This window comes from Streptomyces sp. NPDC044061, assembly GCF_056434305.1.
Genome location: NZ_JBWKFL010000093.1, coordinates 1 through 13,598, shown reverse-complemented (window position 1 = coordinate 13,598; position 13,598 = coordinate 1). Strand labels below are relative to the sequence as shown.

10 protein-coding genes and 1 pseudogene are annotated in these 13,598 nt (G+C 69.4%); 4 read left to right on the top strand and 7 right to left on the bottom strand.

Annotated elements, in window-relative coordinates:
- Window positions 1–478 precede the first annotated feature (478 nt).
- Entirely contained in the window at window positions 479–1,183 is a 705-nt protein-coding gene (locus AC07CM_RS48885; protein ID WP_478883052.1) for an SDR family oxidoreductase, read from the top strand.
- 412 nt (window positions 1,184–1,595) lie between these two features.
- Here AC07CM_RS48885 and AC07CM_RS48880 read toward each other — a convergent pair whose 3' ends face one another.
- The 4 genes from AC07CM_RS48880 to AC07CM_RS48865 form a co-directional block, all read right to left on the bottom strand.
- Complete coding sequence (locus AC07CM_RS48880; protein ID WP_478883054.1) at window positions 1,596–3,671, bottom strand: SpoIIE family protein phosphatase; 2,076 nt, start codon at window positions 3,669–3,671, stop codon at window positions 1,596–1,598.
- 447 nt (window positions 3,672–4,118) lie between these two features.
- Complete coding sequence (locus tag AC07CM_RS48875; RefSeq protein ID WP_478883051.1) at window positions 4,119–5,372, bottom strand: PP2C family protein-serine/threonine phosphatase; 1,254 nt, start codon at window positions 5,370–5,372, stop codon at window positions 4,119–4,121.
- Between the two features lie 533 nt (window positions 5,373–5,905).
- Window positions 5,906–7,390: a dihydrolipoyl dehydrogenase family protein gene (locus AC07CM_RS48870; protein ID WP_478883050.1), complete on the bottom strand. Its 1,485-nt coding sequence runs from the start codon at window positions 7,388–7,390 to the stop codon at window positions 5,906–5,908.
- A 511-nt stretch (window positions 7,391–7,901) separates the two neighbouring features.
- Window positions 7,902–8,372 carry a VOC family protein gene (locus tag AC07CM_RS48865; protein WP_478883049.1) on the bottom strand — a complete coding sequence of 157 codons (471 nt, stop codon included), beginning with the start codon at window positions 8,370–8,372 and terminating at the stop codon, window positions 7,902–7,904.
- Window positions 8,373–8,934: 562 nt separating this feature from the next.
- On the opposite strand from AC07CM_RS48865, the pseudogene AC07CM_RS48860 reads away from it, so the two are divergent.
- A pseudogene (locus AC07CM_RS48860) lies at window positions 8,935–9,122 on the top strand (transposase); the annotation flags it as partial.
- A gap of 30 nt (window positions 9,123–9,152) precedes the next feature.
- On the opposite strand, the gene AC07CM_RS48855 reads toward AC07CM_RS48860, so the two are convergent.
- Entirely contained in the window at window positions 9,153–9,605 is a 453-nt protein-coding gene (locus AC07CM_RS48855) for a DUF6228 family protein (RefSeq protein ID WP_478883048.1), read from the bottom strand.
- A 318-nt stretch (window positions 9,606–9,923) separates the two neighbouring features.
- On the opposite strand from AC07CM_RS48855, the gene AC07CM_RS48850 reads away from it, so the two are divergent.
- Together AC07CM_RS48850 and AC07CM_RS48845 are read left to right on the top strand one after the other, a co-directional pair.
- Window positions 9,924–10,793 carry a helix-turn-helix transcriptional regulator gene (locus AC07CM_RS48850; RefSeq protein WP_478883047.1) on the top strand — a complete coding sequence of 290 codons (870 nt, stop codon included), beginning with the start codon at window positions 9,924–9,926 and terminating at the stop codon, window positions 10,791–10,793.
- A 160-nt stretch (window positions 10,794–10,953) separates the two neighbouring features.
- Complete coding sequence (locus AC07CM_RS48845; protein WP_478883046.1) at window positions 10,954–11,439, top strand: hypothetical protein; 486 nt, start codon at window positions 10,954–10,956, stop codon at window positions 11,437–11,439.
- A 252-nt stretch (window positions 11,440–11,691) separates the two neighbouring features.
- Here the strand turns inward: AC07CM_RS48845 and AC07CM_RS48840 are convergent, their stop codons facing one another.
- On the bottom strand, window positions 11,692–12,036 hold the full coding sequence (locus AC07CM_RS48840; RefSeq protein ID WP_478883045.1) for a hypothetical protein: 345 nt from the start codon (window positions 12,034–12,036) through the stop codon (window positions 11,692–11,694).
- Entirely contained in the window at window positions 12,029–13,270 is a 1,242-nt protein-coding gene (locus AC07CM_RS48835; protein ID WP_478883053.1) for a serine/threonine-protein kinase, read from the bottom strand. Before AC07CM_RS48835 ends, AC07CM_RS48840 begins: the two co-directional genes overlap by 8 nt.
- Between the last annotated feature and the right edge of the window lie 328 nt (window positions 13,271–13,598).

Sequence of the window (13,598 nt, the reverse complement as noted above, 5' to 3'; positions counted from 1 at the left end):
CACACTACGCCAACACCCCCCCCCCCCCCCTCCGCCCCCCCCCCCCCCCTCCCCCCCCCCCCCCCCCCCCCCCCCCCCCCCCCCCCCCCGCGCCGCTGCACCGGAAACCGGCCCATGAAACCTGATGCGACTGCGACGTCACAGTGGGTGACTCGATGGCTGTCGCCGTATTCCGTCACCGGCTGCGACCGGCGTCGTGGAGAGCCGCTTCGCATCCGAGTGCTCCGGAACAGGCTCTCCATGACGCGTCCACCTACCTAGCCGCTCCCGACCGCCCCTTGCCGCCCGGAACAGGACCTTGGTCGCAACCTGCGCGAAGACCGCCTCAATCTCATCCTCAAGAGCGTCGGCTGGCAAAAGACCCACCCAGACCAAACCCCACTAGCCACCGCCAGGCCGTTGACCAGGACAAATACAGAGGTCCGGCCGGAGTACTAGCCTTGCAGAAGAGATTCTTCCGCGTTCTGTGACGGAAGTGATGACCATGGACATCAACGGTTCGGTGGCCCTTGTCACGGGAGCCAACCGCGGCATCGGAATGGCTTTCACCAAAGCCCTGCTCACGCACGGCGCAGCCAAGGTCTACGCCGCTGTCCGGGACCCGAAGGCCGCCCTGGCCGACGGGCTCACTCCGCTGCGACTGGACGTCACAGACGAGGAGCAGATCGCCGCAGCCGCACGTGCCGCCGACGATGTCAGCATTGTCATCAACAACGCAGGGGTCACCGGTGGCCCGTCGCTCCTGGAGGGCCCATTGGACGGTGCCCGGCGCGAGATGGAGGTCAACTACTTCGGCACCTGGGCCGTCTCGCGTGCGTTCGCGCCCGTGTTGGCCGCCCATGGCGGGGGCGCACTGGTGAACATGCTGTCCGTGGCATCGTGGGTGGCCAACCGGCGGTTTCCGAGCTACGCGGCCTCCAAGTCCGCTCAATGGTCGCTGACGAACGCATTCCGGCTTGCGCTGCGAGACCAGGGCACGCTGGTGGTGGGCGTGCATGCCGGCTATGTCGACACAGACCTGGCGGCGGACGTCGACTCCCCGAAAATCCTTGCGGTCGACGTGGCCGAGGCGACCATGGCGGCGCTGCTCAACGACGAACCCGAAGTGCTGGTTGACGAGATAACCCGCCAGGTACGCGCCGCGCTGTCGGGAGGGCTGGACGAACTGTACGCCCATCGGTGAGTGCCGGGGCCCCCTGTGGTCCTGGCCGTCGAGCAGGCCCGGGGTACGCGTGCGTTCAACCATGGCTGCAGCCTTTCCGTGTACAGAAGGTCTGTGGGTCAGGCACGTAGAGCCCGCGGTCGACCAGGGCGTGGCCACGGGCTCTCTGGCCACCCGGCCGCCGGAGTACTGGCGCTGCGTCCGGCAAGGGTGGTGCGCCGGCAGATGCGGAGGGTTCGATACCCAGGAGTTGGGCTGCCTGCTTGTCCTCGCGTGCGGTCGGGACCTGGAAGAGGAGGTCGGCTCCGCGGCGATCGAGTTGTTGATCTGGGAGGCGACAGTGCCGACCCGGGCCACGGTTCGGTACGCACCCTCAGGTGAGCGCTGGAGCACGCCAGGAGCTGTCCTGGGCCGGCCGACGTGGGTAGTTGAGTCAGGGTCGCGGTCTGGGTCGGGCGATGAGGAGGGACACATCGTCGTGGTCGCCTGGATCACGCAGTGTTTCCAAGAGCCGGTCGCAGGTTTCTTCCAGGGAACGGTCGTGGCCGTCGAGTACGCGCAGGAGGAGGTCGAGGCGTTCGTCGATGACGTCGTGGCGGGTTTCGACCAAGCCGTCGGTGTAGAGGACCAGTTGATCGCCGGGGCGCAAGGGCACGGTGGTCGTTTCGAAGGGGACGCCGCCGACCCCGAGGGGTGGGGCGGATGGCAGGTCGAGGAGTTCGGGGGGTTGGCCTGCGGGTGTCAGTGCGGGGGGCAGGTGTCCGGCTACGGCGATGCGGCACTGATCGCTGTGCGGGTCGTATTCGGCGTAGATGCAGGTGGCGATGTAGGGGTCCAGACCGGCGGTGATCTTGTCGAGGCGTTGCAGCACCTGGGCGGGCGGGAGGTCGAGGTCGGCCAGGGTCAAGGTGGCGGTGCGCAGGCGGCCCATCGTGGCGGCCGCGTCGATGCCGCTGCCCATCACATCGCCCACCACGAGCGCGGTCTTGTCCTGTGCGAGGGGGATGACGTCGAACCAGTCGCCGCCGACCTCGGTGGAGGTTCCGGCGGGTTGGTAGCGGGTGGCGACCTCCAGGCTCTCGGGTGGCGTCGGCTGGGGCAGCAGGCTGCGCTGGAGGGTCACCGCAGTGTTGCGGACGTCTTGGTGCAGGCGCGCGTTGTCGAGGGACACGGCAGTGCGGCCGGCGAGGTCACCGGCCAGGGTGACGTCGTCCGCCTTGAAGGGCTGTTGATTGCGGCCGCGCATCAGCCCCAGGACGCCGAGGGTCCGGCCCTGGGCGGTCAGGGGTATCGCGAGATAGGAGTGGATGCCGGCACTGGCCAGGACGGCGGCGGCTTTGGCGTCTCGGGCGATGCGTGCCAGATCCCACTCGTCCACGCGCGTCACCATGATCGGCCGACCGGTTCGTACGCACTGGGTGGGCAACCGGTCGGCGTCATAGCTGACCGGTTGGTCGGCCGCGCCGGCGGCGCCACTCGCCTCGGCGAGGTAGGCGGCCTTCACCGCGTGGGTGCGAAACAGTGCCGGGCCGCTGTCGGGTGTCGCGGGGCGGCGATCGTCAAGGGCGGAGTCGAGTACGTCGACGACCGCGACGTCGGCGAGCTCGGGCACGGCGACATCAGCCAGCTCGCGGGCGGTCTGTTTCATGTCCAGAGTGGTACCGATACGGGCGGAGCCCTCGGCGATCTGGGCCAGGCGCTGGCGGGCCTGGGCCGCCGCTGTGATCGCGCCGTGCCGATCGGTGACATCCACCGCCGACGTGGCAACCCCGAGAACCCGACCGCCTGGATCCTCCAGCCGGTAGACGGAGACAGACCAGGCGTGATCGTTGTCAGGGTCGGCCGGAGTGCGGCCAATGGTGTACTTGTCCACCAAAGGGCGTCCCGTCTCGAGGACTTCTCTGATGGCCGCCTCGGAGGCGTCGATGCTGTCGGAGGGCAGGACCTCGCGGAAGCCCCGGCCGAGGTGGTCCTCGGCAGACAGGCCGTGGATCCGGGCCATCGCCGGATTGACGGCCACATAACGCAGATCGGTGTCCAAAACATCCAGCGCGATCGGCGACTGGGCGATCAGCTGTGTGGACAACGCCAAATCCTGCTCCACCTTGCGCAGAGTCGAGGCATCGGTAGCGATACCCAGAGCGTAGAAGTCGCCCTGCTTGTCCGGCAGACGGCTGCAGCGCCATTCCACCAGCCGCGTACTGCCGTCCTTGTTGCGGACTGGAATGAGAGCGACCCAGCTCTGGCCGGTCTCCCTCATCCGCTCGCACTGACCGGACACCAGGTCCCGGTCCGAATCATGGGCCAACAGCTCGGCCGCGTGCCGGCCCAGCACGTCCCGCGCGCAGTAGCCGAACAGCTCCTCGGCCTGCGGGCCCCACAACACCAACCGCCCGGCCGTATCCAGCGCCACCACCGCCACACCGAGCTCATCCAACACCCCGCGCGGCAGCTTGAGGCTCAGGTCGGACGAGCCGCTGCCGGCACTGAAAGATCCCGCTTCACTCATCCCAGGTGCTCCTTCCACCTGCCAGGGCGACGCGCGCCCAGCACAAGCCCAAGCCCCCTCAAAGCTGCAGCGCTGGGATGTTTTTTCGTGCCGTTCTGGTGTTTTCCATCGTCTCCTGAGACGACCGGCGACGCACAGCGCCGGACGAGGACGCAGGGTCACGGAATGTGAAGTTGAGGTACAGCACGTAACGGCACCACAGCAGGCAGCCGCCGGCCACCATCCCTGGCCGACGGCCATCGACGAGACTCCCACGAGTGAACTGCTTTCGGACCCGGATACCGGAGCTGCAGGGCCCCCGCAGCGCCCCAGTTCCAGATCAACCACGAGGACGGCCCGGCCGGCCCCGCCGGCACAACGGGCTCGTCGAAATGCAGGACAGTGCAGCCACCGTTCACACCCCCTCTCGGCCGGCGGCAACAGCGGGCAGCGCTCCGACCAGGACGGTCACAACACATCTTGCAGGCGGACGACGACCAGGGCGATGTCGTCGCCTGCGCCGCTGGTGACGTCGAGGCGGGCGAGGAGGGCGTCGGCGAGGTGTTCCGCCCCGAACCCGGTACAGGTGGTGAGCGTGCTGGTCAGGCGGGTCAGGCCGTTGTCGATGTCCTCACCGCGGCGTTCGATCAGGCCGTCGGTGTAGAGAATGAGGGTGTCGCCGGGGGCGTAGGTCGTGGTGGCCTGGGGACGGGGGACGTGTTCGGGGCGGGCGCCCAGCGGTGGGTCGGTGGCCTGGTCGAGCAGATCGCAGGAGCCGTCCGGGTGCAGCAGGACGGGCGGGGGGTGGCCGGCGCTGCTGTAGATGAGCAGGTGACCGCGGCAGTCGATAAGGACCTGGACAGCGGTGGCGGCCAAAGCTCCCTCGACCGAGCGCGCATAGAGCCCGAGGACCTCCAGGGCCTGGGCGGGGCCATGGACGGTGCGGGCGGCGGCGCTCAGCGCGCTGCGGAGCCTTCCCATGATCGTCGCTGCCATCAGGCCGTGGCCGACCACGTCGCCGACCGCGACGGTGAAGCGGCCCGCGGACAGGTCGACCGCGTCGTACCAGTCTCCGCACACGTTCAAAGATCCGGTCGCAGGCAGGTAGCGCACGGCGATATCCGGGTGCCGGGCCAGGTCCGGCGTGTGAAGCATGGTTTCCTGCAGGGCGACGGCGATGCGCCGTTCACGGGCGTGGGCCTGGCGCAGTTCCTCGTTCAGCCGCTGCAGCTGTCGTGCCCGGGCATACAGCTCGGCTTCCATGGCCGCTTCCCGGCCGGGGCTGACCGAGGGCAGGTGCACGGTGCGGCGGGCGAGGACGACCTCGGTCATGTCCTCGGACCGGTGGATGATCCAGGCGACCTTTCCGTCCGGACCGAGAACGGGCACGTTGATCGCGGTCCACCACCGCTCCTTGAACACCTCCGGGTTGTCGGCGACCGGGATGTCGTACTTCTGCAACGCCATGTGATCGGTCTGACCGGAGGACAGCACCCGGTGCAGCGAGGCTTTCAGCGTCGACACCCCGTCGGCCTCCGCGTCGGCGGGGTTGTCCGGGAAGACGTCGAAGAGGTACTGCCCGACCAACTCCGCCCGGCTCCGTCCGGTCACCTCGCAGAAGGCCCGGTTGGCATCGGCGATCACCAGGTCCGTGCCGAGCATCAGACACGGGCTCGGTAGGGCGGCGAAAGCCGCCGCGTAGTCGATCTCCGGAGCCGTCACCACGCGTTCCTCTGCGCTGTTCCCTCTTCAATCTACGAAAGGCCCAGCTCCCGCGCCCGCCGAGCCGCGCCGTGACCCGCCTCGTCGGCAGGTGCCAGGGGAGGTCACGCGGACGAGGTCGGGGTGCCGGCAAGCACGGTGTCATCGAACACGACGCACCGCCGACGCCTCCCCTCGTGAACAAAGCCAGCCGGTCGGCCCCCTGGCCGACGGCCATCGAGGAGCTCCCACGAGCGGAGTGCTGTCGGGCCGGATGCGGGAGCTGCGAGGCTTGGCAGCGCCACCAGCAGGCTGTGCCGCAGCCGGGGTTTCAGCGGGCACCTGCTGCACCACCACGCCGGTGTACAGGATTTTCGTACGGCACCTGCGGTCATCCGCAGCCCTCGGCCCGGATCCGCGTGTGCGGGCAGGCCACCGCCGGGCACCGGGACAAGAAGGGGAAGCGCTTCTCACCCGCAGACAACCCAGTCACCCGGCGCGAGGCCACGACCGCCGGCGCACGGGCGGCCGGGGCATGGGCGGCCGGGGCATGCTCAGCCGCGGTGGGTCTCCAGCAGCCGCAGCCAGACCTCGCCGAGGGTGGGGAAGGCGGGGACGGCGTGCCAGAGCCGGTTAAGGGGCACCTCGCCGGTGACCGCGATGGTGGCCGAGTGCACCAGTTCCCCGACGCCGGGGCCGGCGAACGTGAGGCCCACCACGGTGTTGCGGTCGGTGTCGATGAGCATGCGGGCCTGCCCGCGGTAGTCCCGGCCGTACTGGTGGGCGCCGGCGAGGCGGGCGAGGTCGTAGTCGACGACCTCGATACGGCGCCCGCTGTGCTCGGCCTGGCGGCTGGTCAGGCCGATCGAGGCGACCTCGGGGGTGGTGAAGACGACCTGAGGGACGGCCGCGTGGTCGGCGGTGGCGACATGTGCGCCCCAGGGGACGGTGTCGACGGGCTCCTTCCTGGCCCGGGCACCGATGACGGTGCCGGCGATCCGGGCCTGGTACTTTCCCTGATGCGTCATCAGGGCGCGGCGGTTGACGTCGCCGACGGCGTAGAGCCAGCCGCCGTCGACGCCGGTGACACGGAAGGTGTCGTCGACGGTCAGCCAGTCACCGGGGGTCAGACCGACTGTCTCCAGGCCGACGTCGCCAGTCTGCGGGGCGCGGCCGGTCGCCAGCAGGATCTCGTCGGCGGCCAGGTGCCCGCCATCGGCAAGCGTGATCCGCACCTCGCCGCCCTCACCTCCTTCGCGGACCACGGAGGCGACGGTGGTGTTGAAACGGATGTCCACGCCTGCTTCGCGTAGTCCGTCCGTGACCAGTTCACCGGCGAACGGCTCCATCCGCTCCAGAAGGCCGTCCTCGAGGACGAGCATGGTGACCTGCGAGCCCAGAGCCTGCCACGCGGTGGCCATCTCCACAGCGACCACACCGCCTCCGACGACGGCGAGGCGGCCGGGCACCGTGCCGGCGCTGGTGGCGTCGCGGCTGGTCCAGGGGCGGACGGTGTCGAGCCCGGGGATGGGGGGCAGGGCGGCGCGGGTGCCGGTGCAGACGGCGACGGCGTGCCTGGCGGCCAGGGCGATGACGCCCTCAGGGGTCTGCACGGCCACCTGCTTGGGGCCGGTGAGGCGGCCGTCGCCGCGTATGAGGTCGACCGAGACCGACTCCAGCCAGTCGACCTGGTCCTCGTCCTTCCAGTACGAGGACATCTCGTCGCGGTGTGCGAGGACCGCCTCGACGTCCAGCGGACCGGCCACCGCCGGGTTGAGTCCGGGGATGCGGCTGGCGTCGGCACGTGCCACCACCGGCCGCAGCAACGCCTTGCTCGGGTCACACGCCCAAAACGAGCACTCACCGCCCAGGAGTTCACGCTCCACGATCACGGTACTGAGCCCCGCAGCCCGAGCACGTTCGGCCACATTCTCACCGACCGGGCCTGCGCCGATGACGATCACGTCGTAAACGCGGGTCGACTCGTTCCCCACTCCTGCATTCCTCACTGCTGCATTCCTCACTGTTTCGTTCCTCATTGCTTCGGTGACTCGGACGGACACATTCGGCGGCCACGGCCCCTTGCCGGCCGCATTGTGCGTGCCCCGCCGCCGGTCGACGCCCGGGGTTGCCGCACCGCACAGGGTCGAAGGGGGCATGGGCGCCCCGCCCAAGCGCGGGATCACGGGAGGGGACGGCCCGGCGGCAAAGCCGCCTCTGAGCGCCCGCGGCGGCCGCGGCCCGTCGCTGATCGCGTGTGCGTAGCCCGGGCGCCGCGACGGCGCCCACGGCCGCCGCACACACGGGGTCGAGGGGGCAGGGGGCACGGGCCCCGGCGGCAATGCCGTCTCCCAGCGCCCGCGGCGGCCGCTCGTCCCCCGGTGGCAGCCGGACCGCCGGGCGCGCCAGAGCACGCTTGCGCTCCCCCGGCGCTGCGGTGCCGGCCTGTCGGCCCGAACCCGCGAGAACCGGGTGGGCCGGAGACTGGCTGCCATCCGGGGCCGTGTCCGGCCCGGATGGCAGCCCTTGGACGGTGGCCTGTGGGCTTTGTCAGCGGCCCGGGAGGCGCTGCGAAACCTCCTGGAGCACCCACCCGTTGCCGTCCGGGTCGCTGAAGGTGAGGAAAGAGCCGTAGGAGGCGCGCTCGGGATGCAGGCCGGCCAGCCGCTCCTGGCCCGGGCCCTGGTGGGTGACGTCCCCGCCCCCGTGGCCGTGGAAGAGGCCACCCGCGTCGTGGAAGATCTCACTGACCTCGATGCCCCGGCCGATGAGCTCCGCGCGGGCCTCCTCGATGTCGGAGACGATGAGATACAGGCCCTGCATCGAGCCGGGTGCGAGGGGCGTCATCCCCTCACCGAAGATGATCGAGCACTCGGAGCCGGGCGGCGTGAAGTGAACGACCCGGATGTCCTCGTTGGCCGTGTAGTCGACATCCAGGCGGAACCCGGCCCTCTCGTAGAAGGCCTTGGCCCGGTCGATGTCGGAAACCGGCAGCACGATCAATTCAAGCTTCAGATTCATGGGGCAATGTCCTTAATTCTTGACGTCGGCGTGCCATCCAGAAAACCAGCCGGAAAAGCCCCTGGAAGCGCTCCAGCAGGCCCGCCTCGGCCCCGGCCCACCGGTCCAGGCACTGACAGACCCCCCCAGCCCCACTGCCGAGTAACGAGGGGTGGGGGCCTGGGGAGACCACACGTGTGACCTCGCCGGCACGGAAAACCGGCGAGGACACAAGCCGACACGGCCCCGGGAGGCGCGCCCGGACGACGACAGCAAGCAACTCCCCCGCCGGCTGACGCCCGGAACCCGGCCCTGACCGGCACCCTGCCCGGGGGGTGGGACGGCGGTGGCCGGTGCGGGCAGCTCGCGACCAGCGACTACCCAAGGCGTGTGCGCGGCCGTGACGGCAACCAGCCTCAGCTCCCGTATTGGCGAACATCCCGGAGGGGCGGCGCCTCCAGCCCGATGGACGAAGGAAGGCGAACCCGTGCCGGGTACGTGGGAACCAGCCCCCCACCCGGAACTTTCCCGACGGCCCGCATTCACAACAATTCGTGGAAGCGAGGTCGAATCCGCCGTCTTTGCTCGCCGAGACACCCGACACGGCAACGGCCTCGGCAGCTATCGGAGGGTGATCGAGCGGACCTTCGCCTGGCTGCACGGTTTCCGACGCCTGCGCATCCGCTGGGAACGCAGCGCCGATCTACACAAGGCCCTCCTGAAACCGGCCTGCCGCCCGATCCCCACCGGCAAACCCACGCACTGTGCTGACCGTCAACACGCTCAGCCGAACAACCTCGCTCACCTCAGCGAATCCGACTCAAGGAAACCGCGGATCTCGATGGCGAGGTTGCGCATGTCCTCTCCAGGAGCATGATCCGTCGTCGCCTCGAAATGCCACTCGTCATCAGGGAGGCGGTCGGGCAGTCCCCAAGTCAACCGGACGCGCGAACCTGCGTGCTCAGCAGACAGCGTCAGATCTCTTTCCAGCGATCGCCAGGTCCGGGCACCGGTCCACCCGCGGAACTCTTCCGCCAGCTCGGCCAGAAAGACGTCCAGACCGTCACCACCCCAAGTCCGCACGGAGACCTCGATCCGCACCCCTTCGCCGTGTGCTGTCACCACGAAGTCGCGCATCGGGTCGTCCACCTCGTCCGGGAAAGAGCGCGTCAGCCGATGGAAGCACAGCTTGATCGCCCGCGGGCTCTCCCCGCCGACGCGAACGGTCACGGTCGTCTCGCCTTCCTCCTGCACAGGCGCAGGCTACGGCTACAGAAGCCGCCGTGAACAGATCATTCGACTCGCCTGCCGAGCTGCCACCCGCGGCACGAGAACGAAACTCAGAACACATCGCATCATTCCGGCAGCCGTCGTCAACCGCCAGGAATATGGAAAAGCGTCCACCCGTCGACTCCAGTCACATATCCGACAGAAAAGACGTGTCTTTCGTTCTGCCTCTTCCAGGCGACTACTCCGGCTCTCTTTCTCACTGCCGGAGAGCAGCTTATGCGGCCCTATCATTGCGCCGGGCGTTGCTTGCCGGGACGGCGCGCCGAGAGCTAGCCTCAAAATATGGCCAAGGCGTCCTCCGCTTCGGGCGACAACAAGGAGCTGAGCGATTTTCTGCGCACACGACGCGCCCGGGTGGCCCCCGAGCAGGCCGGGATCACACCGGGAACCAGTCGCCGCGTTCCAGGACTTCGCCGCGAGGAAGTCGCCCTCTCGGCCGGAGTGAGCGCGGACTACTACATCCGCCTGGAACGCGGACGCGTCGCCAACGCCTCCGAAGCAGTACTTCAGGCCGTAGCCCGCGCCCTGCGCCTGGACGATGCCGAACGCGCACACCTGTTCGCCCTGGCCAGGCCACAGTCCGTCACCAAAGTGAACCGGCCCGCCCACCCACGGCACGTACGCCCCGGCGCCTACGCACTGCTCGACGCCCTCCGCGACACCCCCGCCATCATCCTCGACGGCCGCATGGACATCCTCGCCCTCAACCCGATGGCACGCGCACTCTTCGTGGCCGATTTCGAAGCCATGCCGGCCCGCGAACGCAACTTCGCCCGATTCGTATTCCTCGACCCCGTCGCGCGAGAACTATTCATCGACTGGGACATGGCCGCCCGCATGGTCGTCACAGGACTGCACCTGTATGCAGGCCGGCATCCGAACGATTCGCAACTGACCGAACTGATCGACCAGCTCTCGGCAGCGGACACAGACTTTCACCGATGGTGGGCCGCACACGACGTAGAGGCGTTCTCCCATGGCACCAGACACTACCGACACCCCACGCTCGGAGAAATCACCCTCAACTACGAAACCCTCATATTCCCAGCCGACCCCGACCAATGGCTGTTCGTGAGCACCGCCGAACCCGACACCCTCTCCGCCACAGCCCTCCACACCCTCGCCGACCGGATCGGCAACCCGAACACCTAAAGGCTGTCTTTCGGATCTTGCCCGGGCCGTGGGGTCTGGCAAGAGGCGCGGTCGCCCGGAGCCGGCCTGATCCGGAAGAAGGGCCCTAGCTAGTCCGTTCCGGCGGGCGCAGGGCGTGTGACGCACGGCGGGGCCGCGAGCGCTGCGACCCTCGTCGTCCATGGATATCGCCACCTTCTACGCCCTCTTCTCCGCGACCTGCTTCACCCTGGTCGGCCTGTGGTGGAACGTCGTCCAAAGTCATGGCGACTGGATGCGCGACCCCGCCCAGCGCCGCGTCGTCGGCGGGGTCTACCTGTCCTTCCTCCTGCCCGCCGTGATGGGCCTATTCGCCCAGGTCGGCGGCACCGAACAGCCGCGGATCTGGCAGGCGGCCTTCGTGTTCGTAGCCTTGCTCGGCTGCGCGTGCACCCTGCGACTGCTGGCCCGCACCCGCGGCGACGGCTTCGTCACCTGGCAGCAGACCGGTGCCACCCTGCTCTACGTCCTGATCGCAGTCGTCGGCGCGTCCCCCGAACTCACCGGCCACGTCGGACTGCGCCCCATCCAAGCCGAGGCCCTCATGCTGATCGCCCTGGTCGTCCTGGGCCACGCCCTCGTCTGGCGGTTCATGGCAGGCGAGGGCCGTCCCGCGGACGAGGACTAGCTAGCTAGCTAGCTAGAGGGCCTGTCCGGGTCGTTGCTCTGGGCATGGGGCAGGGTGATCTAACGGATGCGGAATTCGCGCACCTACCCCTGCAGCCCGGGCACAACAAACAGCCGCGACGAACCGCCGAACTGATCCGGACAGCGATCCGCCTGCCCGCAGCCGACACTGCGCTGTGGAGCAGCAACGTGCGGGGGCGTTGACCCCACACCCGAAGAAATACGGCCCCTCCAAACCCCGGCGGCCGGGCCGTCACTCCTTGCGGTTGCGCACCGCGAGCACGGCGCCCGCGAGCCCGGCGATCCCGCCGCCGATCATGGGCACGACCTGCATCGACGCCTTGTGGTCCACGGCGTAGAACCCCAGCCAGACGAAGGCCACGCCGAACCCCACCACGATCGCGTGCCCAAGCAGCCGGAACCCGTAGCCCGCCCACTGGTCGAGGCGCTCGAGGCGCAGCTGGCGCTCCACGAGCTCCCGTCGCCACGCGAGGTGGTCCGGGTCGATCTCCTGCCACTTGCGCGCCTCGTCGGCCGCGGGAAAGGACGGCACCATCCAGACGGGCGTGCCGACGGGCGGTGTCTCCTGGTCAGACATCGGTGGTCCCCCTGCCCCTGTCCGACGATGCGGCCGCCACCCGCCGGTCGGCCGTCAGCAGTGCCTCGTCCACGGCCCGTTCGGCGGCCGCACGACGCCCGTCCCGCTCCTCGCCGGTCCACGGCGCGGGTGGCACGAACGAGCGGACGTACCAGATCCATAAGGGCACCTCACAGGAGCTCCGCCGCGCGAGGGCCGCGCGCGCTTGTACAGCGAGGACACAGACCCCGAGGACGAAGACCACCCAGGGCAGCAGGGCCACGAACAACCCCGAAACCTCGACCGCGCTGACGTGCGCCAACGCCAAGGCCAGTGCCACCGCAAGGACCATCGCCAGCCCCCACCCGGCCACGCCGACGGCGTAGGTGGTCGCCACATGGCGCGCCGCCGTGGGGGCCGGTCTGGCCGTGGTGGCCCTGGCCTCCGCGTACGGATCCCGTCCGGCCACGCCGGCCCCGCCGAGCACCTGCCGCGCCTCAGCCACCGTCAGCCGCCTATCGGGGTCCTTGACCAGCAGCCCCTCGATGAGCGCTCCCAGCCCACCGATGCCCTCCAGTGGCGGCGGCTCCTCCAGCGCCACGGCAGACAGGGTCGCGATGACGCTGCCCCGGTGGAACGGCGCGCGCCCCGCGACAAGGTGATAGAGCGTCGCCCCCAGCGAGTACAGGTCGCTGCGCTGGGTGCGGCGAGCGCCGTGCAGGATCTCGGGGGCGATGTAGTCCGCCTCGGTGACGCTCTCCGTGCCGTCCCATGTGGTCTGGGTGTCCGCCCCTGCCAGCACGCCGATCTTGGGCATCAGGATCCAACGGTCCTGGTCTGAGTGGATGTTGGCGGGCTGCACATCTCCATGGACGATCCCGGCCGCGTGGAGCGCCTCCAGTGCGCCGAGCACCGCCATCGCGACGTCGCGCACCTGCACGCCGGGCAGCCGGCCGTGCTCGGCCAGGAGGCCGGCGAGGGACGGCCCCGGAAAGACGGGTACGACGGCCCAGAGCACACCGTCCGCCTCCACGACGTCCTTGACGGGGGCGACATACGGATGGCCCCGCAGCGCTGCCGCCTCGCGCAGAGTCCGCACCACCTGTGCCGCTTCCGCGGCCCCCACCGCCCCCACCTCCTCGACCGTCACTTCGCGCCGGACCTCGTCATACGCCCGCCACACACGCCCGTACCGGCCCGATCCCAGCTGGCTGCTTAGCCGATAGCGCCCACCGACAACCCGCCCCGGTTCCATCCTCTGCACCACAGCCCCCTCCCCTACGGCTTAAAGCGCCGTACCCACACTCCCGCGCCGGCAAGCCCCCGCCACCGGCTCCACCATCTGCAGTGCAGAGTGTGAGCACACGGCCGCACTCAACGCGCCTCGAAACAGCTGGACACCGAATACGGGAGGCAGCCCCGCACCGCCCGGCACGCCCCGCACCGCCTGCACGGCACGTCGACCTACTTCGACGCCAACACCGGGCGTGTCGGCGACGGGTGAATCGTGACCCAGTTCCGGCGGGTGAAAAATGACCCCCCACTGCGTCAGTTGATGTTGGTCATTCCCCGCTGTTGGCGGC